24 protein-coding genes are annotated in these 26,300 nt (G+C 57.6%); 15 read left to right on the plus strand and 9 right to left on the minus strand.

The genetic code is table 11. The features are described 5' to 3' along the window. Positions 1 to 711 precede the first annotated feature (711 nt). From argH to prmC, 6 genes are all read right to left on the minus strand, one after another. Positions 712 to 2,052 carry an argininosuccinate lyase gene (gene argH / locus M3087_RS05100; protein WP_106484293.1) on the minus strand — a complete coding sequence of 447 codons (1,341 nt, stop codon included), beginning with the start codon at positions 2,050 to 2,052 and terminating at the stop codon, positions 712 to 714. Between the two features lie 65 nt (positions 2,053 to 2,117). After that, on the minus strand, positions 2,118 to 2,534 hold the full coding sequence (locus M3087_RS05105) for an SRPBCC family protein (protein WP_022385464.1): 417 nt from the start codon (positions 2,532 to 2,534) through the stop codon (positions 2,118 to 2,120). A gap of 143 nt (positions 2,535 to 2,677) precedes the next feature. Next, complete coding sequence (pyrE, locus tag M3087_RS05110; protein WP_249094164.1) at positions 2,678 to 3,313, minus strand: orotate phosphoribosyltransferase; 636 nt, start codon at positions 3,311 to 3,313, stop codon at positions 2,678 to 2,680. A 186-nt stretch (positions 3,314 to 3,499) separates the two neighbouring features. Continuing rightward, positions 3,500 to 4,189, minus strand: a complete 690-nt coding sequence (locus M3087_RS05115; RefSeq protein WP_249094166.1) for a ComF family protein — start codon at positions 4,187 to 4,189, stop codon at positions 3,500 to 3,502. After that, positions 4,173 to 4,652 (minus strand): regulatory protein RecX, encoded by a 480-nt coding sequence (locus tag M3087_RS05120; protein WP_249094168.1) that lies wholly within the window; start codon positions 4,650 to 4,652, stop codon positions 4,173 to 4,175. Before M3087_RS05120 ends, M3087_RS05115 begins: the two co-directional genes overlap by 17 nt. After that, on the minus strand, positions 4,649 to 5,488 hold the full coding sequence (gene prmC, locus M3087_RS05125; protein WP_249094170.1) for a peptide chain release factor N(5)-glutamine methyltransferase: 840 nt from the start codon (positions 5,486 to 5,488) through the stop codon (positions 4,649 to 4,651). The genes M3087_RS05120 and prmC overlap by 4 nt, the downstream gene beginning before the upstream one ends. A gap of 177 nt (positions 5,489 to 5,665) precedes the next feature. Here prmC and ribD point away from each other — a divergent pair, with 177 nt between their 5' ends. The 8 genes from ribD (at position 5,666) to murI (ending at position 14,499) form a co-directional block, all read left to right on the plus strand. After that, positions 5,666 to 6,730, plus strand: coding sequence for a bifunctional diaminohydroxyphosphoribosylaminopyrimidine deaminase/5-amino-6-(5-phosphoribosylamino)uracil reductase RibD (ribD, locus tag M3087_RS05130; protein ID WP_249094173.1), 1,065 nt, complete (start codon positions 5,666 to 5,668; stop codon positions 6,728 to 6,730). 114 nt (positions 6,731 to 6,844) lie between these two features. Beyond that, positions 6,845 to 8,248 carry a DUF6242 domain-containing protein gene (locus M3087_RS05135; protein WP_249094174.1) on the plus strand — a complete coding sequence of 468 codons (1,404 nt, stop codon included), beginning with the start codon at positions 6,845 to 6,847 and terminating at the stop codon, positions 8,246 to 8,248. A 4-nt stretch (positions 8,249 to 8,252) separates the two neighbouring features. Then, positions 8,253 to 9,032 (plus strand): isoprenyl transferase, encoded by a 780-nt coding sequence (locus tag M3087_RS05140; RefSeq protein ID WP_255413999.1) that lies wholly within the window; start codon positions 8,253 to 8,255, stop codon positions 9,030 to 9,032. 87 nt (positions 9,033 to 9,119) lie between these two features. Beyond that, positions 9,120 to 11,699, plus strand: coding sequence for an outer membrane protein assembly factor (locus M3087_RS05145; RefSeq protein WP_249094308.1), 2,580 nt, complete (start codon positions 9,120 to 9,122; stop codon positions 11,697 to 11,699). Between the two features lie 88 nt (positions 11,700 to 11,787). Further along, a complete protein-coding gene (locus M3087_RS05150) occupies positions 11,788 to 12,303 on the plus strand; it encodes an OmpH family outer membrane protein (protein WP_022385473.1) in 516 nt (171 codons plus the stop codon). Between the two features lie 65 nt (positions 12,304 to 12,368). Beyond that, on the plus strand, positions 12,369 to 12,869 hold the full coding sequence (locus M3087_RS05155; protein WP_022385474.1) for an OmpH family outer membrane protein: 501 nt from the start codon (positions 12,369 to 12,371) through the stop codon (positions 12,867 to 12,869). 210 nt (positions 12,870 to 13,079) lie between these two features. Further along, a complete protein-coding gene (locus M3087_RS05160; RefSeq protein WP_249094176.1) occupies positions 13,080 to 13,634 on the plus strand; it encodes an OmpH family outer membrane protein in 555 nt (184 codons plus the stop codon). A 22-nt stretch (positions 13,635 to 13,656) separates the two neighbouring features. Beyond that, positions 13,657 to 14,499 (plus strand): glutamate racemase, encoded by an 843-nt coding sequence (gene murI / locus M3087_RS05165; protein WP_249094312.1) that lies wholly within the window; start codon positions 13,657 to 13,659, stop codon positions 14,497 to 14,499. Positions 14,500 to 15,209: 710 nt separating this feature from the next. Here the strand turns inward: murI and M3087_RS05170 are convergent. The 3 genes from M3087_RS05170 to M3087_RS05180 all read right to left on the minus strand — a co-directional run bounded on the left by M3087_RS05170 (position 15,210) and on the right by M3087_RS05180 (position 18,079). Beyond that, the gene (locus tag M3087_RS05170; RefSeq protein ID WP_249094178.1) at positions 15,210 to 15,365 is read right to left on the minus strand and encodes a hypothetical protein; all 156 of its coding nucleotides are present in this window, start codon (positions 15,363 to 15,365) and stop codon (positions 15,210 to 15,212) included. A 34-nt stretch (positions 15,366 to 15,399) separates the two neighbouring features. Beyond that, on the minus strand, positions 15,400 to 16,944 hold the full coding sequence (locus M3087_RS05175; RefSeq protein ID WP_022385478.1) for a YifB family Mg chelatase-like AAA ATPase: 1,545 nt from the start codon (positions 16,942 to 16,944) through the stop codon (positions 15,400 to 15,402). Between the two features lie 85 nt (positions 16,945 to 17,029). Next, complete coding sequence (locus M3087_RS05180) at positions 17,030 to 18,079, minus strand: DUF4369 domain-containing protein (RefSeq protein WP_249094180.1); 1,050 nt, start codon at positions 18,077 to 18,079, stop codon at positions 17,030 to 17,032. 234 nt (positions 18,080 to 18,313) lie between these two features. Here M3087_RS05180 and M3087_RS05185 point away from each other — a divergent pair, with 234 nt between their 5' ends. The 7 genes from M3087_RS05185 (at position 18,314) to M3087_RS05215 (ending at position 25,967) form a co-directional block, all read left to right on the plus strand. Continuing rightward, entirely contained in the window at positions 18,314 to 19,666 is a 1,353-nt protein-coding gene (locus tag M3087_RS05185) for a threonine/serine exporter ThrE family protein (RefSeq protein ID WP_249094182.1), read from the plus strand. Between the two features lie 88 nt (positions 19,667 to 19,754). Further along, entirely contained in the window at positions 19,755 to 20,177 is a 423-nt protein-coding gene (locus M3087_RS05190; RefSeq protein WP_249094184.1) for a PaaI family thioesterase, read from the plus strand. Then, positions 20,174 to 21,274: an isochorismate synthase gene (locus M3087_RS05195; protein WP_022385482.1), complete on the plus strand. Its 1,101-nt coding sequence runs from the start codon at positions 20,174 to 20,176 to the stop codon at positions 21,272 to 21,274. Before M3087_RS05190 ends, M3087_RS05195 begins: the two co-directional genes overlap by 4 nt. Positions 21,275 to 21,340: 66 nt before the next feature. After that, positions 21,341 to 23,017 (plus strand): 2-succinyl-5-enolpyruvyl-6-hydroxy-3-cyclohexene-1-carboxylic-acid synthase, encoded by a 1,677-nt coding sequence (gene menD, locus M3087_RS05200; RefSeq protein ID WP_249094186.1) that lies wholly within the window; start codon positions 21,341 to 21,343, stop codon positions 23,015 to 23,017. Between the two features lie 34 nt (positions 23,018 to 23,051). After that, positions 23,052 to 23,873, plus strand: coding sequence for a 1,4-dihydroxy-2-naphthoyl-CoA synthase (gene menB, locus M3087_RS05205; protein WP_022385484.1), 822 nt, complete (start codon positions 23,052 to 23,054; stop codon positions 23,871 to 23,873). A 4-nt stretch (positions 23,874 to 23,877) separates the two neighbouring features. Beyond that, positions 23,878 to 24,960, plus strand: a complete 1,083-nt coding sequence (locus M3087_RS05210; protein WP_249094188.1) for an o-succinylbenzoate synthase — start codon at positions 23,878 to 23,880, stop codon at positions 24,958 to 24,960. After that, positions 24,945 to 25,967: an AMP-binding protein gene (locus M3087_RS05215; RefSeq protein WP_249094190.1), complete on the plus strand. Its 1,023-nt coding sequence runs from the start codon at positions 24,945 to 24,947 to the stop codon at positions 25,965 to 25,967. The genes M3087_RS05210 and M3087_RS05215 overlap by 16 nt, the downstream gene beginning before the upstream one ends. The last annotated feature ends 333 nt before the right edge of the window (positions 25,968 to 26,300 follow it).

Consider the following 26,300-nt stretch of genomic DNA (forward strand, 5'->3'; position numbering starts at 1 on the left):
TAATGCTTAACTCAATAACTATCATCCATCCATTGATAATATATATATATTCAATATGAAATAACAAGTTGGAACATCTTAAATCAAAATAGGCTAACAAAGCATCAATAATATACAGAATGACACAAAAACAAGACTTCTGCTTGACAGAATCAGTACTTTCACCGTTTCCAGCTAACGCGTCTTTTTGAAAAATCGACCAAAGTAGGGTATTTTAAGAATATTCATGCGATTTGGCTTGCATGATTATTCCGTTTAAGTCCCCAAAGCGCATACTTATGCAGCCAAACAATATTGTTTCACTCGTCAAACAATATTGTTTCACGTGTCAAACACTTGTGTTTGGTGTCTCAAACAATATTGTTTCATCGGCGAAACACATTTGTTTGACGTACGAAACGCTTATTTTATAAAATTGAAAGATTTGTTTTACTTCATTCACCTCCAGTTTGTACGGGAAGGCACTCAATCGGGAACTATTGTTTTGAGGGGTAAAAACGGTCGGTTGAAAACAGGATGAATGAGGAAAAGGACAATTATCCGCCAGGAAGAAGGGAAAAAGAACGAAACGACAACAATGTGTATTTAGCAAATCGCTCCAGAATGCCTTCTTTGCGTTTCAACTCATCCTTGGGGCTGAAAACGGGCATTCTGGAGCGATTCGTTTGACGTTTTGACACTTTGTCAAGACAGCAGTCATGCAGGTCCGGCTCATTCGCCGGTACGCAACAAGGCTTCTTCGGCTTGTTCGATTTGTTCGAAATGGAACTGGTCGACGACAGCCTGCATCTGCAGGGCAATCTCCTCGGTACAGAGGTTGCCGATGCTGCCTTCATGGGTATGATGTACCTGCTTGTCCGTCGTGAACTTGCCGGCCTCGATTTCGAGTCCTACCTGCTTGTAGGCGTCGCGGAACGGCACGCCCGAGGCTGCCAACCGGTTGACTTTCTCTACACTGAAGATGGGGGCATAACGGTCGTCGTCGAGGATGTGGCGGTTCACCTCCATGCGCTCCACGATGTAGTCCACCATCAGCAGACAGTCCTTCAGCTCGTCGAAGGCGGGGAGGAACACTTCCTTGATGATTTGCAAGTCGCGGAAGTAACCGGAAGGGAGGTTGTTGGCTATCATCATGATTTGCTGGGGAAGTGCCTGGATTTTATTGCATTTGGCACGCGTCAGCTCAAACACGTCGGGGTTCTTCTTGTGCGGCATGATGCTCGACCCGGTCGTACACTCGTTGGGGAGCTTCACAAAGCCGAAATTCTGGCTGTTGAACAGGCAGGCATCATAGGCGAGCTTGGAGAGCGTTCCGGCAATCGTTGCCAGGGCAAACGCCACGTTACGCTCCATCTTGCCACGTCCCATCTGCGCATAGACCACATTGTAGTTCAGGCTTTCGAAGCCCAACAGGCGAGTGGTCAGCGTACGGTTGAGGGGGAAGGAAGAGCCGTAGCCCGCAGCGGAACCCAACGGATTACGGTTGCACATTCGGAAGGCTGCATGCAGGAAAAGCATGTCGTCCACCAGGCTCTCGGCGTACGCACCGAACCAGAGACCGAACGACGAGGGCATGGCTATCTGCAGATGGGTGTAGCCGGGCATGAGCACCTCCTTGTAGGTCTCGCTCTGCTTCTGCAACGTGTGGAAAAGGCGTTCGGTCAGCCGGGCGATTTCCTTCAGACGGTCACGTGTGAACAGCTTCAGGTCGAGCAGCACCTGGTCGTTCCGCGAACGTCCGCTGTGAATCTTCTTGCCTACATCGCCCAACCGACGTGTCAGCATCAGTTCCACCTGCGAATGTACGTCCTCGATACCTTCCTCTATGACAAACTCGCCGCGTTCCGCCAGTTCATAGATGCGCCGCAGCTCATGCAGCAGCAGGTCCAGCTCTTCGGCAGTCAGCAGACCGATGCTTTCGAGCATGGTGATGTGTGCCATCGAACCGATGACGTCATACTTTGCCAGATAAAGGTCCAGCTCCCGATCGCGCCCCACGGTGAAGCGTTCGATCTCCTTGTTCATTTCGAAATTTTTCTCCCAGAGTTTCATGTTCGTGAAAAAGTAAAGGGTTATAAGTTTCGCACAAGCTCAACTTGACAGTCGGCAAGGCGTCGTCAGCCGTTGTACGGGATGACAGCCAGCATCTCGGCAAGCTTCTCCAGTCCGTCCTGCATGGGTTTGGACACCATTCCCTTGAGGAACATGTTGATTTCTGCCTTGATGGTGAGCTTCATCTTGCATTCGGTCTCAGTGACAGGCAGCAGCTGAATCCACAGGTTGAAGGGGATGGGCGAATTTTCCGCCTCAAACTTGATGGTCTTCAACGGTTCACGGTCGACAATGCGGAGCGACAGACGTCCTACGGGGGACACATTGAAGCTCACCGAGTCGGCATCAAACCGGAGGTCTTCTATCTTGTCGGCAGGAATGCGGTCTTTGACAGCTTCCAGATGGTTCAGGTCGGAGAGCTTGGCATACACCTGCTCCTGGCTGTAAGGAATCATCTTGATTCCACTTTCAAATTGAGTCATATTTGTCTGTTTTAAAGATCTAGGAATAAAAAAGGGGATGAGTGGACAATCCGACTTGTCCACCATAAAACAAAAGAGAACGACCCGGAGGGCACAGAGTCATGCCCCGGATTGTTCTCTTCACACTATCATTCAATCTGCGTTTACTTTACGTTCCAGTTAGCCGGATCTTTCCGCCACGCCTGCAACACCTCGATGTCCTCTTCGGCAATGTATTCAGTGTCCAGCGCCACTTTCAATACTGCCTCATAGTTGGTCAGCGTCAACAGCTTCACATTGGCAGCCTTGAATGCCTCCACAGCAACCTGGAAACCATAGGTGAACGAAGCCACCATGCCAATCACTTCACAGCCGTTCTGACGCAGTGCTTCCACTGCTTTCAGGCTGCTGCCACCGGTAGACACCAGGTCTTCGATTACAACGACTTTCATTCCCGGACGAAGCTCACCCTCAATGAGGTTTTCCAGTCCGTGGTCCTTCGGTTTCGAACGGACGTACACAAACGGCAGGTTCAATTCGTCGGCAACCAATGCGCCTTGGGGAATGGCTCCGGTAGCCACACCGGCAATGGCATCCACTTGGCCAAACTTTTCCAAAATAAGACGTGAGATTTCAATCTTCACGAAATTACGTAACGAGGGATAAGACAACGTTTTGCGATTGTCACAATAGATAGGCGATTTCCAACCCGAAGCCCAGGTGAACGGATTGGCCGGCTGCAGCTTGATGGCCTTAACCTTCAATAATTTCTCGGCGAAAAGTCTTTCCAATGTCTCCATAATCGATTTATATGTGTATAGTTTTTGGTGATATAACGCGCAAATATAGCAGATGATGTTTGAAGGACAACCATTTGCCGCTTTGTTTTTACAAAAATTAAGCGTCGATACGAATTGGCAAGATGTTCAAAAAAGTCAAAATGGAGAGCAGGCAGAGGTTCTGTACCGGACGGATGCCCGGCACGGCTAGTAGGTGCACCCCAGCGAAAGAACGCTGAAACGTATGCCAGGACACGCCATCAGGGCATCTGCACAGGCACGGATGGTGGCTCCGGTGGTGACGACATCGTCCACCAGCAGGACGTGCTTCCCTGCCAGTTCCTCGGGATGTCTCACCTCGAACAAACGTTCAGCATTTTCAAAACGTCCGCGGACACTCTGCCGGGTCTGTGTCGGGTTTTCACGCGTACGCACCAGGCGGGTCTCCAACACCGGTATTCCGGTCTTCGACGACACACCGCGGGCAATCATGGCTGCCTGATTGTAGCCTCGTTCCCGCAAGCGTCCGGGTGCCAGCGGAACGGGGATGATGCAGTCGATGCCTTCAAAGAAGCCTGAATCAAGGATATCCCATGCCAGCAGCCGTCCGAAGAACACCCCGATGTCCGGCTGGTCATGGTACTTCAGACTGTAGATGATGTTGCACACCGCAGCCCCCTTCTCGTAAAGGAACAGGGCAGCGGTACGTTCCAGGGGAAAGATACCCCGGAAACGTTCCTCCATGAGGTTTTCGGGATGCAGGTGAAAGGTCGTGCGGGGAAGGTCCATCAGGCAGGGCAGGCAGATGTGCCTCTCCTCGACGGTCAGGAGACGTCCGCACATCAGGCACTGACGGGGATAAATCCAGTCGAGCAGGGTTTCAATCCATAAATTCATCATCGTCAGCCTCCGGCAGGCAACGGCGAATGGCATCCATCTCATACCCCCGTCCGAGGGCGAAGCGGATGAGCTTGCCGTTGCGTTCATAATCGGTACGTGCCTTCACGTGCTTGCGTTTGGCAGCAAGTAGCGTGCGAAGTCCGTCGAGGTACTCTTCTTCGTCGAGCTCGTCGAGGAGTCCGGCATAGACTGCCGACGGGACCTTCTTCAGCTTCAGCCCCTGCGCGATCTTGTTGCGTCCCCACTTGTCAAACCGGGACTTGTCGTGGATGTAGAAACGGGCATAGCGCGCCTCGTCGATGTAGCGTTCCTTCACGAGACGTTCCAGGATGCGTTGCTGCGCCCCGTCGTCCACACCCCATGCCGTCAGCCTGGCAATCACCTCCGAGCGACAATGTTCTGCCGACGAGCAATATGCCGCGGCTTTATAGAGTGCTTCTTCTTCAGTCAGTTCTTTCATAGGCTAGCTTTTACCATACGGTCGTTGCCCGAGAGGTCCTTCCGCAGTTCGACGGACGGGAAGCCCGCTTCCTGCAACAGGCGGACCGTCTCCGGACCGTATGCACGGTTGATTTCAAAATAGAGTGCTCCACCGGGATTCAATGCCCGACGGGCATAACCTGCCACGGCACGGTAGAAACGCAGCGGGTCGTCATCGGGAACAAACAGTGCGGTGGAAGGCTCCCATAGCAGCACATTGCGTTCCATCTCCGCCTTCTCAGACTCGGTGACGTAAGGTGGATTGCTCACCAGGACATCCACCTGCCTGTCAGGGAGCGACGGTGCCAGTATGTCCTGCTGACGGAAGGTCGCCTCCACCCCCAGCTTCCGGCTGTTCTCCCGTGCGACACACAGTGCCTCTTCGGAGATGTCCCAGCCCTCTGCCTTCACTCCGGGAAGGATGGCTGCCAGGGTCAGGAGGATGCAGCCGCTGCCTGTCCCCACATCCAGGATGGAACGCACCTGCCTCTTTTCAGCGTCGGCACCTATCCAATACACCAGCTCGGCAGTTTCCGGACGGGGAATCAGCGTAGCGGGAGTGACGCGGAACGTCCGTCCGCAGAAGTCGGCTTCCCCTAAAATATATTGTATGGGTTCCTCCTTCTGTAAACGTTCCGTAATCTTTACCCACGCGAGACGTTCGTCTGCCGATAAAGTCCTATCTTTGCCCATGCAGACGTCCAGCCTGGTCACACGGAACAGCTTTTCCAGCATCAGGTAGGCGACAGCTTGTATTTCTCCGGGCGGATATATGCCCGACAACTGTTGCTTGAGGTAAGAGATTGCTTGCTTCATACTGTCTGCAAAAGTAGAAAGTTTAGCGCGAAAAGCATCACACGGCGGCGTGGTTTTATTCCACTGACGAGGATTCAGCCGACAGGTAGTCCCGGGGACATCGTTTCTTTCCGGGACAGGTCTTGTCAGCTCGTCGATTTGCCGCCTGAGTCCGCGCAAGTCAAACAACATCACATTATGGACGAAGACGAAAAGTACATGCGCCGCTGCATACAGCTGGCACGCAACGGAGTCATGGGGGCAGCCCCCAATCCGATAGTAGGCGCCGTCATCGTGTGCGACGGGAAGATTATCGGAGAGGGTTATCACCGCCGGTGCGGACAGGCACACGCCGAAGTGAATGCCGTGCGTTCCGTGACCCAAACGGAACTGTTGAAACGCTCCACCATCTATGTCAGCCTGGAGCCTTGCTCACACTATGGCAAGACGCCTCCCTGCGCCAACATGCTTATCGAAAAAGGCATTCCCCGTGTTGTCGTGGGTTGTGTGGACCCCTTTTCCCAAGTGTCGGGACGCGGCATCCGGAAGCTGCGCGATGCGGGAGTCGAGGTCCGTGTGGGCGTCCTGGAGCGTGAATGCCGCAACCTGATACGCCGCTTCATCACGTTCCACAGCGAACGGCGTCCCTACATAGTCCTGAAATGGGCACAGTCGGCAGACGGCTTCATCGACCTTGAACGCACGGAGGGCAGTCCGGTTGTGCTCTCTTCTCCCGAAACCCAGATGCTGGTCCACCGGCAACGTGCCTGCTGCAAAGCCATCCTGGTGGGACGGCGCACGGCTCTGCTTGACAATCCCAGTCTGACGGTCCGACATTGGCACGGTGAAAATCCGCTGCGGCTCGTCATCGACCGTGAAGGCAGCCTTCCGGATGATTTGCGGCTGTTCGACGGCAGTACACCGACGGTGGTGTTCACCGGACAAACCACCCGCCTGCATCCGGGGACAGAGTCTGTGACACTCGATTTCAGCCGCGACATCCTCCCACAGATGATGGACTTCCTGTACCAACGCAACATCCAGTCGCTGCTGGTGGAGGGCGGACGCGAATTGTTGCAAAGCTTCATTGATGCCGGTTTATGGGACGAGGTTTTCATCGAACGTACCCCTCGTATCCTGGGACAGGGTGTACCGGCTCCCGAGATGGGCACATCCGCCTGTTTCCGTGGCATAAAGCGCTTTCAATCGGACTATTTGCACTACTTCCGCCGTGCCGAATGGTCCGTCGATGAAATGTGCTGAGGTGTAGACAAATTAGGAAGTTTTATCTATAATTTTGTATAAAACTACTCACCTTGTTAGTATAGTAGTGGAAATTGTTTCTATTTTTGCAGCTTGTAATCAATTATCATTTCAATGAGAAAGAACTCTTTATATCTACTTATAGGGCTATTGGCGATAACCTTCGCTTTCACTTCCTGTCTGGACAGCAACACCACGGAGTACGAACTGACTCCGGATGCAGCCATCACGGCGTTCTCCGTCGGGGACATCACCATGACAGACACCATCAAGACCAAGGACGGCAAAAAGGACTCTACCATCTATTACACAGTACCTGCCTCCTCCTATAAGTTTTCCATTGACCAGCAGAACGGACGGATATTCAACAGCGACTCACTGCCTGTGGGCACCAAGGTGGACAAGCTGACCACCAGCCTCTCGTACTACGGCTACTACGTGACTTACCTGAAGAATGACAAAGATACCCTGTGGACGGACACCGACTCCATCGACTTCACGCGTCCGCTGACCTTCAAGGCCTATGCCCTCAACGGCAGCATCCGCCAATATCAGATAGAAGTCCGCGTACACCAGCAAGACCCGGACTCGCTGCAATGGACCCGACTGACGGACACCAGCCTGTCCATCCCGGAAAATGCAGTCCATAAGGCTGTCTGTACCCCGGGCAAGCTGTACATCTTCGCCCAACGCGGAGAGAGCCTGCAGGTCACCTCATCCGCCAACGGCACTTCCTGGAGCGGATGGCAGACCGTTTCACTGCCGGGAACTGCCGACTACACGTCGGTAACGACTTTGGACGGACAGCTCTACATCCTGGCAGACAACAAGCTCTACCTCTCCGATGACGGCGTGACCTGGACGGCTGCCAACACCGAGCGGACCTTCGACAAGCTGTTTGCCGCCTCTCCCAAGCTGGGCGAGCTCTATGCTTTGTCCGGCAATGAACTGGTATCCGTCTCGGCTGACGGGACACAAGTCAGCGCGACCGGCACTGCCAACACCTACTTCCCGACACAGAACCTGTCATACGCAGCCACCACACCGGACAGCAACACATCGCTGGAACGTCTGGTCGTAGTCGGTACACGCGACGCCTCCCTTGCCAACGACACCACTGCCACCGTATGGGCCAAGCTGTCCAACGAACCGGCATGGTCCCACTATCCACAAGCCACCAACAATACCTATGGCTGTCCGAAGCTGAAGAACCTCGCAGCATTTGCCTATGACGGCAAGCTCTATGCCTTCGGTGGAAGCTATGATATCCCCAGCACACAGACTCCTCCGGTACGCCTTGTCCCCTTCCAGTATCTCTATGAATCCATGGACGGTGGCATCAGCTGGCATCCGCAGACAGAGAAGGTGATGCTGCCGAAAGAATTCCTCAACCGTACGGCATCCTTCTCCTACGTGGTGGACGAACACAACTTCATCTGGGTCTTCTGGAGCCAGTCGGCACAGACCAACGGACAGACGGAAGTGTGGCGCGGCAGAATCAACCGCCTGGGCTTTTAATTAAATAAGGTGTAGGCTTCAAACCGACAGAAACGAAGATACTATGTCATATAAAGAACAAATCGACAAAAGCAGAATCCCGGTCCACGTCGCCATCATCATGGATGGGAACGGACGATGGGCCAAGCAACGCAACCAACACCGGAGCTATGGACACCAGGCAGGTGTGGAGACGGTCCGCAACATCACACAGGTTGCTGCGGAAGCCGGAGTGAAATACCTCACTCTCTACACCTTCTCCACCGAGAACTGGAACCGCCCCGCTGAGGAAGTGGCTGCCCTGATGACCCTCCTGCTCGACTCCATCGAAGAAGAGATATTCATGAAGAACAACATCGCCTTCCGTGTCATCGGCGACATGGAGCGGCTGCCTGAAGCTGTACGTACGCGGCTGGAACAATGCATCGAGCATACCGCAGGCAACACCCGCATGACGATGGTCATCGCCCTGAGCTACTCTTCGAAATGGGAACTGACACGCGCCACACGGCTGATTGCCACTGAGGTGAAGGCGGGAAAGCTGGACGTCGATGACATAGACGAAGACTTGATAGCACACCATCTGACCACCCACTTCATGCCCGACCCGGACTTGCTCATCCGCACCGGAGGCGAACTGCGTCTCAGCAACTACCTCCTGTGGCAATGTGCCTACTCCGAACTGTACTTTTGTGATACCTATTGGCCGGACTTCAACGAAGAAGAGTTCTACAAAGCGCTCTACGACTACCAACAGCGAGAGCGGCGCTTCGGCAAGACAAGCGAACAAGTGGTCAATGAATAATGATAACCAGCAATGATGAACAGATTCTCAATTCATAATTCCGTGTTTAAGACAACATTCAGTGCGTTGTTCCTTGCCGGACTCACCATGGTGCCGGGACAGCTCTACGCACAAGAAGCAAACCAAGACAAGGTCAAGAAGCCCTTGATCCTCTACTCGGGTACACCCAAGCAATATGAAATCGGGGGCATCCGTGTGACTGGCGGCGAAGGCTACGAAGATTATGTCCTGATAGGACTGTCGGGACTGTCAGTCGGACAGACCATCACGGTGCCGGGCGATGAAGTGACCCAGGCGGTGAAACGCTACTGGAACCACGGTTTGTTCTCACAAGCCAAGATTGAGGCAGACAGCATCATCGGCAACAAGATATACCTCAACATTGCCCTGGTGCAACGTCCGCGTATCTCCGACATCACCTACCACGGCGTGAAGAAGTCGGAACGCGAAGACCTGGAAGCCAGCCTCGGCATGATGAAAGGCGGACAGGTGACTCCCAACATCATCGACCGCGCCAAGCTGCTGGCTAAACGTTACTTCGACGACAAGGGATTCAAGAATGCAGAAATCATCATCAACCAACGCGACGACCCCAACAAGACCAACCAGGTGATCGTCGACATCAACATCGACAAGAAAGAGAAAGTCAAGGTACATCAGATAACCATTGAAGGCAACGTCGCCCTGTCCGAGAAGAAGATCAAGCGGACGATGAAGAAGACCAACGAAAAGGGCAAGCTCATCAACCTATTCAAGACCAAGAAGTTCATCGAAGACAACTACGAAGCCGACAAGGAGAACATCATCAGCAAGTACAACGAGCTGGGTTACCGCGACGCTACCATCGTGTGGGACAGCGTGAGCAACTTTGACGACCGCACCGTCGACATCCACATCAAAATCGATGAAGGACAAAAGTACTACCTGCGTAACATCAACTGGGTGGGCAACACCGTCTACCCGACCGATGTGCTCAGTTCCATACTCGGCATGAAGCGAGGCGACGTCTACAACCAGAAGATGCTCAAGGAACGTACGCAGGACGATGAAGACGCCATCGGCAACCTCTACTACAACAACGGTTACGTCTTCTTCAACCTCGACCCCGTGGAAGTGAACGTCGACAACGACTCCATCGACCTGGAAATGCGCATCGTGGAGGGACCTCAGGCTTCCATCAATCGCGTACGCATCACCGGAAACGACCGACTCTATGAAGACGTGGTACGACGGGAACTGCGTACACGACCCGGAGACCTCTTCAGCAAGTCCAACCTCGAACGTTCCTACCGAGAACTGGCACAGATGGGACACTTCAACCCCGAGACCATCGACCCGAGAGTGGAACCGGATGTCGAGAACGGAACGGTCGACATCAACTACGTCCTCGAATCAAAGGCAAACGACCAGATTGAGTTCTCTGCCGGATGGGGACAGACCGGAGTCATCGGTAAGCTGAGTCTGAAGTTCACCAACTTCTCCATGGCAAACCTCTTCTCGAAGAATGAAAACAAACGGGGCTTCCTCCCGCAAGGCGACGGTCAGACCCTCACCATCAGCGGACAGACCAACGGTAGCTACTACCAGTCATACAGCCTCTCGTTCTTCGACCCCTGGTTTGGAGGCAAACGACCGAACCAGTTCTCTGTCACGGCATTCTATTCGCGGCAGACGGACGTGAACGACAGCTACTACACCGACTACTACAACAACTACATGAGCTATATGTATGGCTACGGAAGCTACAACTCCGCCTACTATGGCTACGACGCATACTACGACCCGGACGAATCGGTACAGCTCTACGGTGTATCGCTCGGATGGGGTAAACGTCTGAAGTGGCCCGACGACTACTTCGTGCTCACCGCCGAGCTCGCTTATCAGCGTTATGTGCTGAAGGACTGGAAGTACTTCCTCATCTCCAACGGTAAGTGCAACAATATCAGCCTCGGACTGACACTCTCGCGAAGCTCCATCGACAACCCGATCTTCCCCCGTACCGGTTCGGAATTCTCGTTCTCGGTGAACTTCACCCCGCCCTACTCCTGGTTTGACAAGACCGACTACTCCAAGCTTGCCACCTCCCCCAGTTCGGAGAACTACCAGGACGACATGCAGAAGAAGTACAAGTGGGTGGAATACCACAAGTGGAAGTTCAAGGCACGTACCTTCACCGCACTGAGCAGCGCCAACAAGTGCCCCGTACTCATGACACGTGTCGAGTTCGGATTGCTCGGTCACTATGACAAATACAAGAAGTCACCCTTCGAGACCTTCTACATGGGTGGTGACGGTATGACCGGCTACTCCAGCACTTACGCTACCGAGACCATCGGACTCCGCGGTTACGAGAACGGTTCGTTGACCCCCTACGGCTACGAAGGATATGCCTACTCGCGCATGACCCTCGAACTCCGCTACCCCGTGATGCTCGAAGCCTCTACCCAGATTTACGCCCTTGCCTTCGCTGAAGGCGGTAATGCCTGGACCGACGTGAAGAAGTTCAACCCCTTCAACATGAAACGTTCCGCAGGTGTCGGCGTACGTATCTTCCTCCCGATGATCGGTCTGATGGGTATCGACTGGGGATACGGTTTCGACAAAGTCTTCGGACGGAGCAACTACGGCGGAAGCCAGTTCCACTTCATCATCGGACAAGAATTCTAAGACAAACGGAAGCAGGCAGACCGACAGCCGCCACCAGCGACGCCCGGCTGCCTGCCCCGTCCCAACAACCACTTAATACTCAAACCACATGAAAAAGTCTGTTTTCTTACTCATCGCGGGATGCCTCCTGGCACTCAGCGCACAGGCACAGAAGTTTGCCTTGATTGATATGGAATACATCCTGCAACACATCCCGGCATACGAACAGGCTATGGCTCAGATGGATGCCGATTCGAAAAAATACCAGAACGAAGTGGAGGCCATCAGCCAGGAAGCAAAGAAGCTCTACGAGGCTTACCAACAGGAAGCCGACAAGCTGACCGCCGCCCAGCGCACACAACGCGAGAACGCCATCGTCGCCAAAGAAAAGCAGGCAGCCGAACTGCGCCAGCAATACTTCGGTCCTCAGGGAACCCTGGCACAGAAACAGCAGCAACTGCTGCAACCCATCAATGACAGCATCTACGAGACCGTCAAAACCATCTCGCTCCGGCGAGGACTCTCCCTCGTCCTGGACCGCGCCTCGGACCATGCCATCATTTTTGCCTCACCGGCCATTGACATTAGCGATGAAGTGCTCTCTATACTAGGTTATTCCAATTAAATGCCTAACTTTGCGCCGTTAAACAGAACTATCAATACTAACTCATTATTCTAATAAACAAAGCTATGTTGAAAAGAATCATCCTATTGGCAATCATTGTCATCCCTATGAGTGCACTTGCACAGAAATTTGGTCACATCAACCCCCTGCCCATCATGCAGGCAATGCCGGAATACACCAAGGCACAAACTGAACTGCAAGAGCTCCAGAAACAATATGAAGGCGAAATGAAAATCATGCAGGACGAACTCGCCAAGAAGAGTTCCGAGTACGACAAACAGCGTGACTCACTCCCGCAGAACATCCGTCAAAGAAGAGAAAGCGAGCTCCAGGACCTCTACGCACGCCTCCAGCAGTATGCACAGGAAAGTAACCAGAACATGCAAAAGGCTACCCAGGAGAAGATGGCTGAAATCAGCAAGAAGATTGAAACAGCCATTCAGGAAGTCGGAAAGGCCGGAGGCTTCATCTACATCTTCGACCAGACAGCCGGAATCCCCTTCATCAACGAGACGCTGAGCACCGACGTCAGCGCACAAGTGAAAGCCAAGCTCGGACTCAAATAAGCCGCAGACACGCGAACAACCATATCCAAGGCACGGAAGCAACCCCATTGCTCCGTGCCTTTTCTTTTGCCCCTGACCGCCACAGCCTGCCCCATCCCCCGCCCGGACTGAGAATCTGCCCCCTCATCCTTTGATTATTCATCCGATACACGTACCTTTGCAAGAGTGATAAACAAACGTGTGATTAAAAACTTAAACAGCAATTCTATTATGGTAAGACGCTTGATATGGATAGCGCTGTGCCTGCTCCCCCTGGGAGTATGGGCGCAGACACAAGCCCGATTCGGCTATCTGAACTACTCCGAAGTCCTCAAGGCACACCCCCAGTACGCTGAAGCGACCGCACAGCTCGCCGGTCTCGAAGGCAAATACGACGCAGAGATACAGCGCTCGGAGGACGAGTTCAACCGCAAGTACGCCGAGTTCCTCCAGGAACAGAAAGACTTCCCCCAGAACATCATGGTGAAACGGCACAAGGAGCTGCAAGAGCTCATGGAGAAGAGCATCGCCTTCAAGAACGAGATACGCGCCACCCTCAAGACCGCACGCGACAAGATGCTCGCACCCCTCACCATCGAGCTCAATGACGCCATCGCACGCGTGGCACTGAAGTACAACCTCGACTACGTGCTCAACACCGAAGAACGTAACTATCTCTTCATCAACCCGGCTGTGGGCATCGACATTACCGCCGACGTCGAAACGGAACTCGGTATCCTCCCTGCCACGAACACCACCTCTGCCCCTGCGCAGACAGCCAACTAACCACGCACCGCAGACACACATGATGAATACCGCCCTACCAACCCGCCCGGGAGCCATCGGAGTGTTCGACTCCGGCTATGGCGGGTTGACCATCCTAAGTCGTATCCGGGAGCACCTGCCCGCATACGACTATGTTTATTTAGGCGACAACGCCCGCACTCCTTACGGGACACGCTCCTTCGAGATTGTCTACGAGTTCACGCTCCAGGCGGTCAACCGCCTCTTCGAGATGGGTTGCCACCTCGTCATCCTCGCCTGCAACACCGCCTCCGCCAAGGCACTCCGCAGCATCCAGCAGAACGACCTTCCCCACATCGACCCCTCGCGGCGCGTGCTCGGCGTCATCCGCCCCACTGCCGAACGCATCGGTGCGCTCACACGGACGCGCCACGTCGGCGTGCTCGCCACGGCGGGCACCATCAAGTCAGAGTCCTACGTGCTCGAAATCCGGAAGCTGCACCCCGACATCACCGTCACGGGAGAGGCATGCCCCCTCTGGGTCCCCCTGGTAGAAAACAACGAGTTCGACAAGCCCGGCGCCGACTACTTCGTCCGCCAGCACATCGACCGGCTGCTCGCCAAGGACCCGGACATCGACGCCATCATCCTGGGCTGCACCCACTATCCCCTGCTCTACCGCAAGATACGCGCCTTCACCCCGTCCCACATCGCCGTCATCCCACAAGGCGACTACGTGGCTGAAAGCCTCCGTGACTACCTGCACCGCCATCCCGAGATGGACGCCCGTTGCACCCGCCGGGGCACCTGCCGCTTCTTCACCACCGAGTCCGTGGAGAAGTTCCGCGAGTCCGCATCCATCTTCCTCGACTGCCCCATCGACGTGGCAAGCATCGAGCTGGAATGACCGACGCTGACAAAGTGTCAATCATCCGCCCGACTTACATTCTGTCAAACGAAACCCCTCTATTTGCCCCGCTTTCGCCCCCGTGGACGAGGCGGTGGATTCCGAGGGCACTCTCGGGCGATTCGCAAAATACACTTTGTCGTCCTTCTCCCTCCGTTGCTTTCATTTCTTTCCATCCATACATGAATTTCCCGTCAAAACGTTATGACTACATCGGTACGAACGTCAGAACGACAGACAGGAGACAGAAGCCCACTTCCGTCTGAAAATGAAAACAGGTAAAGAAAACAGACAAAACAGACCCTTATTTTCGTACGGACGAACGACTACGACCGTGCGGACACGCCGGTACGGTGGTGCGGACGCGTCCGTACGAACGTGAAAAGGGGGTAACAGCGCGGTGAGAAGGATGCCGCGCTCTCGTTTTTATGTTAACGGAAGAAAAATAGAGCCTCGTCCGGACGTCCGTATCTTAAAATATGTATCCAACTCCGCGCTGGAAGGGAGAAAAACGCGAAAGTACGCGTCAGATGAAAATGCCGAATCAGGAAAAAAGGAAAGGAAAATCAGCAAAATAAGAACAAAACGACAAATCAACCCTGTCGCGAAAAGAGGGGCGACCCACCGGCCGCCCCATCGTGTCACAGGAGAAGTTCCCCGGCACGGACTACTTGCCTGCGCCCTGCAGGATGCCATAGATCACACCGTTCTCAATAAAAGCCATGCAGGAAAGCGACGCGGGGCATCGAGTCCATGGGAAAGGGTGCTTCCACGGCGACAGGTTCATACGTCCGCCCTTGGGCGAATGCCGAGGCTGCCGACAGCAACCCCGCGCAACAAAGAATCAGTTTCAGGGTCAGTTTCATAGTATTTGTTTTTAAAGTGTGTTCGTTCAGTGCATCAGAGCCCTGTTCCCCAAGTGCCACGGTCGAGGCTGCGGTAGCTGATGGCCTCGGCGATGTGCGGGACCCCGATGACGGACGCCCCCTCCAGGTCGGCAATGGTGCGTGCCACCTTCAGGATGCGGTCGTAGGCACGTGCCGAGAGATTGAGCCGTTCCATCGCCTGCTTGAGCAGGGAGAGGCTCTTCGCGTCGGGCTGGGCATACTCCGCGAGCAACGCCGACGTCATCTGTGCGTTGCAGTGGATGCCGGGGTATTCGCGGTACCGTTCCTCCTGTATCTGCCGGGCGCGTATCACCCGCTGGCGGATGTCGGCGCTGCGCTCCCCGCGCCGGGAGTCGCTCATCTGTTCGAACGCCACCGGGACAATCTCCACCTGGATGTCGATGCGGTCGAGCAGCGGACCGGAGATGCGGTTGAGGTAGCGTGCCACCTGTCCCGGAGAGCAGACGCACTGACGCGTCGGATGGTTGTAGTAGCCGCACGGGCAGGGATTCATCGAGGCGACAAACATGAAGCTGCACGGGAACTCCACGCTGTAGCGGGCGCGCGAGATGGTGATTTTACGGTCCTCCAGCGGCTGGCGCAGCACCTCCAGCACGCTCCGGCTGAACTCCGGCAGTTCGTCGGCAAAGAGCACCCCGTTGTGCGCCAGGCTTATCTCGCCGGGTTGCGGGTTCTGTCCGCCGCCGATGAGTGCGACCGACGAGATGGAGTGGTGGGGCGAGCGGAAGGGACGGCGGGCGATGAGTGCCGTCCGGCTGCCGAGCTTGCCTGCCACCGAGTGTATCTTCGTCGTCTCCAGGCTCTCCGCCAGGGTCAGTGGCGGAAGGATGGACGGGAGCCGCTTTGCCATCATCGACTTGCCGCTGCCCGGCGCACCGATCATGATGAGATTGTGCCCACCGGCTGCCGCCACCTCGAAGGCGCGCTTGACGCTCTCCTGCCCCTTGACGTCGGCAAAGTCCAGTTCGAACTCGGTCTGCTCGCGGTAGAACTCCTCCCTCGTATTGACCTCGGTGGGTACCAGGTCCTGCCGTCCGTTGAAGAAGTCCACCACCTCGTGCAGGTTCTCCACGCCGTAGACCTTGAGTTTGTTGACCACTGCCGCCTCGCGGGCGTTCTGCCGGGGCACGATGATGCCCTCATAACCCAGCTCACGCGCCTTGATGGCGATGGGGAGGGCTCCCTTGATGGGTTGCAGGCTGCCGTCGAGACTCAGCTCGCCCATAATCAGGAAGTTCGGGAGGCGTTCTTCCCGGACGAGACCTACCGACGCCAGGATACCCAGCGCCATGGGGAGGTCGTATGCCGACCCTTCCTTACGGATGTCGGCGGGTGCCATGTTGATGACTATCTGATGGGCGGGAAAATGATAACCGTTGACCTGGAGGGCGGACATGATGCGTTCGTGGCTTTCCTTCACCGCCGAGTCAGGCAAGCCCACCAGGAAGAACCTGATGCCGCGGGAGCTGTTCACCTCGATGGTCACCGGGATGGCATCGATGCCCTGGACAGCCGCCGCGAAGAGTTTCACTAACATGATATTTCGTTTTTAAGGATACACACAACCATAGGGACAGGCAGGGGCGCCATCCGTCCGTGGAGCGGACGGGGCACCGGCAGGGTCAGCGCTGCCTGTTCTTCTTTTCCCGCTCTTTTTCACGGACGAGCAGGGTGTCGAGCTCCGCCTTCACCTCGTCGAGCCGTGCCGTGCGCAGGGCGACGCGCCGTTGCGGGGTGAGCAGGATCATCTGCGGCAGGTCGGTCACGCCGAAGCGTTTCACCATGTCGCCTTCCCACCCTTCGAAGTCGCATGCCTGCACGTCGGGCAGGGAGTCATTCTCCTGCAGGTCCTTCCAGCGCCGTTTGTCGGTCTCGAGCGAGACGTTGATGAAGGTCACCTTCTCCTTCTTCTTGTCCTTGGCTTCCTTCAGGGCGAGGATTTCCTTCTGGAGTTCCAGTCCCCCCGGCTGCCAGCCTGCCCAGAAGGTGACGACCAGGAAGTCGCCTCCGTACTGATAGGCGTTGATGAACTTGTCATACTTGTCCTTGATGCGGAAGCTTGCGATGTACTTGCCCGTGTCTGCCTGGATGACGTCATCCAGGTGCAGCCGCAGGTCCTGTACGATGGGGTTGTCCTGCAACTTGCCGCTCATGAGCTTGATGACCTCCTCGATGCCGGCATAGTCGGGCGTATCGGTCTGCGCATAGTAGACATTAAGCAGATGGGCGCCTACGGGCGAAAAGGGATGCTTGCGGACGTACTCCTTCACGGCGTGCCGGATACTGTCCGGCGGACAGGCACGCAGGGAGTCGGTGAAGTGCTGGAGGGCGTCATTCTCCACTCCTCCGCGCAGGGAGAGCGAGTCCCAGCAGGCGGTGTCGGCGGTCAGCTCCGTCTCCGTCCCGCGGTCGGCGAAGACCGTGCAGAAGCGTTCTCCGGGGAAGACCAGGGTGAGCTGTGCCGTCGTGTCGGTCTGCAGCTCGTAGGTGAATTGTCCGTCCTTGATGACAATGGTGTCGATGCGGCTGTGCGCCGTGTCGGGGAGGATAACCAGCGCCTTTCCCTCCGGGATGCCCTTGAGCGTCCCCTTCAAGGTGAACGTGCGGCTGTTGTCCCTGCAGGCAGCCAGCGCCAGCAGGAGTGTCAGGATTATGCAGGAAGTTCTCATCATAGTGTAAGCTTTTCAGGACAAAGGTAAGGCTTTTAACACGGACGAGCACCATGCTGCGTCCACTTTCTTCACCCAAAGGGGCGGACGGAAGGCGTCGGGGGAACCTCCGTGCGACAAAAAAGGGACAATCCGGCTCCCGTGGTACCCCGTTTTTTATTACTTTTGCACGCCTTTAGTAAAAGACATTGTCACAGGATAACCTATAACCCCTTATAGTAATAAAGCAATATCGGTATGACGACAAACGAAGATTCTCGGGAGAGTATGAGCGCTACCATAGGGCGGCGAGTCGACCTCCTACTGCGCACCGGCCAACTGCTCGTAGAGAGCGCTGCCGACACCAACCGCATCGTACGCAACATGAAACGCGTGGCTGCCTATCTGGGCATCCCGGAAGAGAAGCTCCACATTGACGTGAGCTACACCATGCTCCAGGTGAATGTGAGCGATGACCAATACTCGTACACCAAGTTCCAGAAGTGCGAGAAGCACGGCATCAACATGTCTGCCATCTCGGAGGTCAGCAAGCTCTCGTGGCGTGCCATCGAAGAGGACTACACGCTCGACCGTTACGAGCAGGAGCTGGAACAGATACGCCGGAAGCCGCGGAACTACAAGCCTTACCTGGTCGCCATCTGCGCGGGATTTGCCTGCGGCGGCTTCTGCAAGCTCTTCGGCTGCGACTGGATTGCGTTCCTCTTTGCGTCGCTGTGCGCCTTCATCGGATTCCGCGTCCGGGCGCGGTGCATTGACTTCGGCGTGAACGTGTACATGAGCATCGGCATCGCGGCATTCGTCTCCACGTGCCTGGCTTATGCCACCTCGTTCACCGAACTGTCGTCGACCCCTTACCATCCGCTGCTTGCCTGTGCGCTGTTCATCGTGCCGGGCGTCCCCCTCATCAACTTCGTGGACGACATGATTGACAACTACCTGCTCGTGGGCATCACCCGCGCTGCCAACACCGTCATGATGATGGGCGCCATGGCCTTCGGCATCGTGTTCGCCATGCGTCTGCTGGTCATGAAGGACATCACCATCAGCGACAAGTTCAGCGAGCTGAGCATGACGCCCCATGACCCCTACTACGTCTATGCCATCGCGGCAGCGATAGCCGCCATGGGCTTCTCCACCATCTTCAACGTGCAGCGCCGCCTGCTCTGGGTGGTTGCCATCGGAGGCATCATCGCTGTCTGCACGCGCAACTTCGTCAACTTCGAGCTGGGTTACGGACCGGTCATCGGCTCGTTCACGGGTGCGCTTGTGGTGAGCCTCATCGCGCTCAAGGCCGTCCACTGGTTCCACGTACCCAACCACGTGCTGACCATCCCGTCTGTCATCCCCATGGTGCCGGGTGTGCTGATGTACCGCGGTCTGCTGGGACTCATCAACATGCACGGCGTCATCGGCGAGGTGACCCATGCGATGTCGAACGGCATCAACTCCGCACTCATCATCCTGTGCATCTCCCTGGGTGTGGCCATCCCGAACATCTTCCTGCGCAAGTACATCGCCAAGTCGAAGAGCCAGCGTCTGGCTGTCATCCTTGCGGAACGCCGGAAACGCGGGAAGTTCATCGAGTGGTGAGTCGCAGCGGTGCGTACGCAGATTCGGGGTGGAAAACCATCCGCTTGTCGGGGGAAAAGACTAACTTTGCGCATCAAACCTCAAGCCTATGTTTACACAAGAAGATATCAAGCACCTGCAAGAGGAGCTGGAGAACTCCATGGCAGGCATGATGGGCATCACCCTTTGCCCCACTGACGACAACACCGTACGCGCCACCATGCCCGTGGACCGGAACACCAGCCGTCCGCCCGGCATACTCAACGGGGGAGCCTCCCTCGCACTCGCCGAGACCCTGGCGGGCTACGGTTCCTACGGAATCCTGGGAACGCACACCGCTGCCTTCGGCATACAGGTCAGCGCCAACCACATCGCTGTCGCCCGTATGGGAGAACGCGTCGTCGGGGTCGCCACCCCGCTGCACATCGGCCGCTCCACGCATATCTGGGACGTGGCAATCACGTCGGAAACCACCGGCAAGGTGGTATCCAGCATCCGGGTCGTCAATTTCATTGCAAACGTCCGCGTATGAACACCGACGAACCGCTCCTCACATCCCTGATCGACACACTCACCGGACGCGGCGTGTGTTTCGCCCTCTACCGCCTGCCCTGGCAGGAGGAGCTGCACCTGGTGTGGCAGGAGGACGCCGTACCCTACATCATTCCCCACATCGAAGACCTGAACGACCTGCAAGGGTTTGTCCTCGCCCCTTTCCATCCGGGCGACGACTGCCCGTTGCTGCTCATCCGCCCCGAACATGTCGTGCACGGTGCGGAGAAGATACAGCGTATCCGGACCGACGAGCTGCCTTCCCATCCCGGAGGCAGACCGGCGGACATCCCGTCCGACAGCCGGGCACGCTACGAACGGGCGTTCCGTCAGTTCCATGACGCACTGCACGGCGGGACGTTGCGCAAGCTCGTCCTCTCCCGTCAGCAGACGCGGGAGCTCCCGGAGGGCTTCTCCATCGGACGGACGTTCATGGACGCCTGCCAACGCTATCCGCGGGTGATGAACTACGTCTGCTACACGCCGGTCAGCGGTCTGTGGATGGGTTGCACCCCGGAGATACTCCTGTCCGTGCAGAAGGGTGAAGGGCACACCGTCTCCCTCGCCGGCACGATGCCTGTGACCGACGGCGTGGAGCCTACCGACTGGGACGAGAAGAACCGCCGTGAACAGGAGTACGTGAGCGAGTACATCCGCACGTGCCTGTCCGCCCACGGCCTGGAAGCCCGGGAGGAAGGGCCCTATACCGCCAGGGCGGGAGAGCTGGTCCACCTGAAGACCGACTTCCGCTTCCCCCTGCCGGAACCGCGTGCCATCGGGAACCTGCTCGCCGACCTGCACCCCACCCCTGCCGTCTGCGGGCTGCCCAAGGAAGAGGCGTACCGCTTCATCGCCGGACAGGAAGGCGTCGACCGACGTTACTATGCCGGCTTCGTGGGCTGGATGGACCCGAAGGGCGACACGCAGCTCTACGTCAACCTGCGCTGCATGGAGATACAGGGGCACACGGTCGTCCTGTATGCCGGAGGGGGCATCCTCGCCTCGTCGGACGTGGACTCCGAGTGGGAAGAGACCGAGCACAAGCTCGCCACCATCGGACGGACGGTCTTCAACTGACCGGGAGGGAAGGACGCCCTCCCCGTCCACACGTCAACCCAAACCTCGTCACCTAATCATATAATAATGTATAGCGATAAGAAAAGCGTGCTGCAACTGGCAGCACTCCTGCGTGCACACGGCATCCGACGCATCGTCATTGCGCCGGGGAGCCGCAACATCCCCCTGACACAGACCTTCACCTCCTGCACCGACTTCGACTGCTACGCCGTGACCGACGAGCGCAGTGCGGGATTCTTTGCCTTGGGACTTGCCCTGGAAAACGGACAGCCGGCTGCCGTATGCTGTACATCCGGCTCGGCACTGCTCAACCTGCACCCTGCCGTGTCCGAGGCTTACTACCAGCAAGTGCCGCTGCTCGTGCTCTCTGCCGACCGTCCGGCTGCCTGGATCGGGCAGATGGACGGACAGACACTGCCCCAGCCCAATGTCTTCGGGTCACTGGTGCGCCGTTCGGTGAACCTGCCCGAAGTGCGGAGCCAGGAGGAGGCATGGCACTGCAACCGACTCATCAACGAGGCCCTGCTCGCACTCGACCACCACGTGAAGGGGCCCGTACACATCAACATCCCCATCTCCGAACCTTTCTTCGACTTCTCCGTCACGGAACTGCCGACCGAACGGGTCATCCGCCGCTACACCGGCATGGAGGACCCGAACCTCCGCGACCGCCTCGCAGCCACCCTCGCTGCCTGCCCCCGACGGATGCTCATCGGCGGGCAGTCTGCCCCGGAAGCGGACTTCGTGCTGCCTGAAGCCTGTGCCGAAGGCTTCGTCGGCGTGACGGAAAACCTCTGCAACGGCTCGCTGAAGACCTTTGCCACCCCGCATGCCGACGCCCTGCTCTATGCCGCCACGGCGGAGGAACGGGAGGTGCTCGCGCCCCAACTGGTCATCACCTACGGTGGGCACATTGTCTCAAAACGGTTGAAACAGTGGATTCGCCGACTGCCGGAAGTGATACACTGGCACATCTCCCCCGACGGGGATACGCCCGACGTCTTCTGCCGGCTGAGTGCGGTGTTTGAGATGGAACCTGCCGACTTCTTCCGTCAGCTGGTCCCCCTGCTGCCACAGCCCGGTGTGACCGGGTCCGCCTACGTGGAGGAATGGAGGCGACGCAGCCTGACACACCCGTTACCGGCATTCGGCTACTCCGAGATGGGCGCCGTCACCGGACTGCTCGAACGGCTCGCCCGGCACACCGAAGGACACGTCACCGTCCACCTTGCCAACAGCTCCACCGTGCGCTACGCCCAGCTGTTCCCCGTCGGACAGCGGATCACCGTGCGCTGCAACCGGGGCGTGAACGGCATCGAGGGGTCGCTCTCCACCGCCATCGGCTATGCAGCCGCCTCGGAAGACCTCAACTACATCCTGATCGGGGACCTCAGCTTCTTCTACGACATGAACGCCCTGTGGAACCGCCACATCCGTCCCAACGTGCGCATCCTGCTGCTCAACAACGGCGGCGGCGAAATCTTCCAGTCACTCCCCGGACTGTCGCTCTCCACTCAGGCGCACAACCTGGTGACCGCCTCGCACCGTACCACGGCACGCGGATGGGCGGAGGAACGCGGCTTCGCCTACCAACCCGTCCGCAACGCACACGAGCTGGACCGGGCATGGGCAGACTTCACCGCTCCCGAGAGCGACTGCCCCCGCCTGCTCGAGGTCTTCACCGACAGGGAAGAGGACATCCGCCAGCTGAAAGCATACTATCATTCGCTGAGACGCGACTGACAACCTGACAAGAACACATCAAAACATACCTAGCATGGAAAAAAGAGAATGGATTACGATCAAGGAGTATAACGACATCCTGTTCGACTTCTACAACGGCATTGCCAAAATCACCATCAACCGTCCGCGTTACCGCAACGCCTTCACCCCCGTCACCACGTCGGAAATCAGCGACGCGCTGCTCTACTGCCGCGAGTGCCGGGACATCAACGTCGTCGTGCTCACCGGCGCCGGCGACAAGGCCTTCTGCAGCGGCGGCGACATGCACGTCAAGGGACACGGAGGCTACGTGGGACCTGACGGTGTGCCCCGCCTGAACGTGCTCGACGTGCAGAAGCAGATACGCTCGCTGCCGAAGCCCGTCATCGCCATGGTCAACGGCTACGCCATCGGGGGCGGTCACGTCCTGCACGTCGTCTGCGACCTCACCATCGCTTCCGAGAACGCCATCTTCGGACAGACCGGACCGCGCGTGGGAAGCTTTGACGCCGGGTTCGGCTCGTCCTACCTGGCACGCATCGTCGGGCAGAAGAAGGCCAGGGAGATATGGTTCCTCTGCCGCCAGTACTCCGCGCAGGAGGCACTCGACATGGGACTGGTCAACAAGGTCGTACCCTTCGACCGGCTCGAAGACGAGGTCGTGGAGTGGGCGGAGACCATGATGCAGCACAGCCCGCTCGCCTTGCGCATGATAAAGGCGGGACTCAATGCCGAACTGGACGGACAGGCGGGCATACAGGAGCTCGCCGGGGATGCCACCATGCTCTACTACATGACCGACGAGGCACAGGAGGGTGGCAAAGCCTTCCTGGAGAAACGCAAACCGGACTGGAGCAAGTATCCCAAACTCCCCTGACGCGATGACGGACCTGCAACTGGATATCCTTCCCTACCGGCTCCACTTCAAGCAGCCGGCAGGGACCTCGCGCGGTGTGCTCACCACGCGGAAGGTGTGGTACGTCCGTGCCACCCGTCCGGACGGGAACGCACGCCCCGGCGAGGCGGAACTGCTCGGCCTGCTGCGCTCGCCGCACGGACAGGCGGACTGTGGCTGGGGCGAGTGTGCACCGCTCCCGGGACTGAGCTGCGACGACGTCCCGGACTATGAGGAGACCCTGCGACGCGCCTGCCGGCTGACGGAAGCCGACGGACAGCTGCCCGACGACCTCCTGCGCGACTATCCCTCCATCCGCTTCGGACTGGAGACCGCCCTGCGCAACCTCCGTGCCGGAGGGGAATGGCGTCTGTGGGACAGCCCCTTTGCCCGCGGGGAGGAGGGCATCGTCACCAACGGACTCATCTGGATGGGCACGTTCGACGAGATGTATGCACGCATCGAGGAGAAGATGCGGACGGGCTTCCGCTGCATCAAGCTGAAGATAGGCGCCATCGACTTCGAGCGCGAACTGGCATTGCTCGACTTCATCCGACGCCACTTCTCCCCCGACGAAATCGAGCTGCGCGTGGATGCCAACGGAGCCTTCACGCCTGCCGACGCCCCGGAGAAGCTGGAGCGTCTCGCCGCCTTCACGCTGCACTCCATCGAGCAACCCATACGCGCCGGACAGTGGGACGAGATGGCACGCCTCTGCCGCACGTCCCCCCTGCCCATTGCGCTCGATGAGGAGCTCATCGGTGTGAACGACCCTCGCCGCAAGGCGGAACTGCTCGACCGCATCCGCCCCGCGTTCCTCATCCTCAAGCCCTCGCTCCACGGCGGACTGGCAGGAGCGGAAGAGTGGATGCGCCTCGCTGCCGAACGCGGCATCCGCTACTGGGTCACCTCCGCACTGGAGTCGAACGTCGGGCTCAACGCCATTGCCCAATGGTGCGCCACACAGCACCCCACCATGCCGCAGGGACTGGGCACGGGGCTGCTCTTCACGGACAACATCGACAGTCCGCTCACGATGAAAGGAGAGAAGCTATGGTTCAACCGGTGACCCCTTCCGCCCGTCCCGACATCCACGCCGCCCTGCAAGCCTTCCTCGACGAGTGGCACGACGGCCGTCCGACCGTCGGCGTGCAGACTTCCGGCTCCACGGGGACGCCCAAGCACATGCAGGTCGAGAAGTGCCGCATGGAGGCAAGCGCCCGGCTGACCTGCTCGTTCCTCGGACTGCAACGGGGCGACACCGCCCTGCTGTGCATGCCCCTGCAATACATTGCCGGGAAGATGGTCGTGGTCCGCTCCCTCGTGTGGGGACTCCGGCTCGTGACCGTTCAGCCGTCCGGGCATCCGCTCGCCGATGTGGACGAAGCCCCCGTGTTCGCCGCCATGATTCCCATGCAGGTCTACAACTCCCTGCAGGTGCCGCGCGAACGGGAACTGCTGCGCCGGGTGAAGCACCTCATCATCGGTGGCGGCGCGGTGGACGACTCCCTGGCACGTGCCCTGAGGGACTTCCCCCACGCCGTGTGGAGCACCTACGGCATGACGGAGACGCTCTCGCACATCGCCCTGCGCCGCCTCAACGGGGAGGAAGCCTCGCAGTGGTACACGCCGTTCGACTCCGTCCGCATCCGCCTGTCGGAACGCGGCACCCTGGTCATCGACGCTCCTGCCGTCAACCCGCAGACGCTGGAGACCAACGACATCGCCGAGCTGAACGAGCGGGGACAGTTCCGCATCCTCGGCCGTGCCGACAACACCATCAACACGGGCGGCGTGAAGGTGCAAATCGAACAGGCGGAAGCCCGGCTTGCCCCCATCCTGCCCTTCCCCTTTGCCGTCACTGCCGTCCCTGACGTCCGACTGGGGGAAGCCGTCACCCTGCTCTACGCGGCGCCGTCCGAACAGCCGGACCTCCTGCAACGCTGCCGCGACGTGCTCCCTCCGTACTGGTGCCCGAAGCACTGCTACCGCGTCGCCTCCATTCCGCAGACGGGCAGCGGCAAGGTCAGCCGGGCGGAAGTGAAGGAGCTGGCGCGTCGGCTCGCCAAGGGGTAACCCTCCCCTCCGTCGTCCGGGAGCGCGGTGTCAATTTGTCAAAATGTCAAACGAATCGCCCGAGAAGGGGCTTCCTTGCACCAAAATACGGATTGGTGACCAGGAAGGGCCTTCTCAGGCGATTCGCGTTTTTCAACATGCCGGCGTTTTCCTCTGTTTCCTTTCCTTCTGCCATCATTCCCCCTCCCTTCATTCCCTTCCGTCGGTCTTTTCACACGGACGGACGCAATTTCACACCTGCGGAATCATACTCCCTTGTGCACTAAAAAATGCAGACAGGTCCCTGTTTTCGTACGGACGAACGACTACGACGGTGCGGACACGTCGGTACGG

It is taken from the genome of Mediterranea sp. ET5 (assembly GCF_023337025.1).
In the GTDB taxonomy this organism is placed as follows: domain Bacteria; phylum Bacteroidota; class Bacteroidia; order Bacteroidales; family Bacteroidaceae; genus Phocaeicola_A.

What these genes read in the sequence shown, in the direction of transcription:
- argH (WP_106484293.1), bottom strand. Translation starts at nt 2,052, where the DNA reads ATGAAACTCTGGGAGAAAAATTTCGAAATGAACAAGGAGATCGAACGC.
- M3087_RS05105 (WP_022385464.1), bottom strand. Translation starts at nt 2,534, where the DNA reads ATGACTCAATTTGAAAGTGGAATCAAGATGATTCCTTACAGCCAGGAG.
- pyrE (WP_249094164.1), bottom strand. Translation starts at nt 3,313, where the DNA reads ATGGAGACATTGGAAAGACTTTTCGCCGAGAAATTATTGAAGGTTAAG.
- M3087_RS05115 (WP_249094166.1), bottom strand. Translation starts at nt 4,189, where the DNA reads ATGAATTTATGGATTGAAACCCTGCTCGACTGGATTTATCCCCGTCAG.
- M3087_RS05120 (WP_249094168.1), bottom strand. Translation starts at nt 4,652, where the DNA reads ATGAAAGAACTGACTGAAGAAGAAGCACTCTATAAAGCCGCGGCATAT.
- prmC (WP_249094170.1), bottom strand. Translation starts at nt 5,488, where the DNA reads ATGAAGCAAGCAATCTCTTACCTCAAGCAACAGTTGTCGGGCATATAT.
- ribD (WP_249094173.1), top strand. Translation starts at nt 5,666, where the DNA reads ATGGACGAAGACGAAAAGTACATGCGCCGCTGCATACAGCTGGCACGC.
- M3087_RS05135 (WP_249094174.1), top strand. Translation starts at nt 6,845, where the DNA reads ATGAGAAAGAACTCTTTATATCTACTTATAGGGCTATTGGCGATAACC.
- M3087_RS05145 (WP_249094308.1), top strand. Translation starts at nt 9,120, where the DNA reads ATGGTGCCGGGACAGCTCTACGCACAAGAAGCAAACCAAGACAAGGTC.
- M3087_RS05150 (WP_022385473.1), top strand. Translation starts at nt 11,788, where the DNA reads ATGAAAAAGTCTGTTTTCTTACTCATCGCGGGATGCCTCCTGGCACTC.
- M3087_RS05155 (WP_022385474.1), top strand. Translation starts at nt 12,369, where the DNA reads ATGTTGAAAAGAATCATCCTATTGGCAATCATTGTCATCCCTATGAGT.
- M3087_RS05160 (WP_249094176.1), top strand. Translation starts at nt 13,080, where the DNA reads ATGGTAAGACGCTTGATATGGATAGCGCTGTGCCTGCTCCCCCTGGGA.
- murI (WP_249094312.1), top strand. Translation starts at nt 13,657, where the DNA reads ATGAATACCGCCCTACCAACCCGCCCGGGAGCCATCGGAGTGTTCGAC.
- M3087_RS05170 (WP_249094178.1), bottom strand. Translation starts at nt 15,365, where the DNA reads ATGAAACTGACCCTGAAACTGATTCTTTGTTGCGCGGGGTTGCTGTCG.
- M3087_RS05175 (WP_022385478.1), bottom strand. Translation starts at nt 16,944, where the DNA reads ATGTTAGTGAAACTCTTCGCGGCGGCTGTCCAGGGCATCGATGCCATC.
- M3087_RS05180 (WP_249094180.1), bottom strand. Translation starts at nt 18,079, where the DNA reads ATGATGAGAACTTCCTGCATAATCCTGACACTCCTGCTGGCGCTGGCT.
- M3087_RS05185 (WP_249094182.1), top strand. Translation starts at nt 18,314, where the DNA reads ATGACGACAAACGAAGATTCTCGGGAGAGTATGAGCGCTACCATAGGG.
- M3087_RS05190 (WP_249094184.1), top strand. Translation starts at nt 19,755, where the DNA reads ATGTTTACACAAGAAGATATCAAGCACCTGCAAGAGGAGCTGGAGAAC.
- M3087_RS05195 (WP_022385482.1), top strand. Translation starts at nt 20,174, where the DNA reads ATGAACACCGACGAACCGCTCCTCACATCCCTGATCGACACACTCACC.
- menD (WP_249094186.1), top strand. Translation starts at nt 21,341, where the DNA reads ATGTATAGCGATAAGAAAAGCGTGCTGCAACTGGCAGCACTCCTGCGT.
- menB (WP_022385484.1), top strand. Translation starts at nt 23,052, where the DNA reads ATGGAAAAAAGAGAATGGATTACGATCAAGGAGTATAACGACATCCTG.
- M3087_RS05210 (WP_249094188.1), top strand. Translation starts at nt 23,878, where the DNA reads ATGACGGACCTGCAACTGGATATCCTTCCCTACCGGCTCCACTTCAAG.
- M3087_RS05215 (WP_249094190.1), top strand. Translation starts at nt 24,945, where the DNA reads ATGGTTCAACCGGTGACCCCTTCCGCCCGTCCCGACATCCACGCCGCC.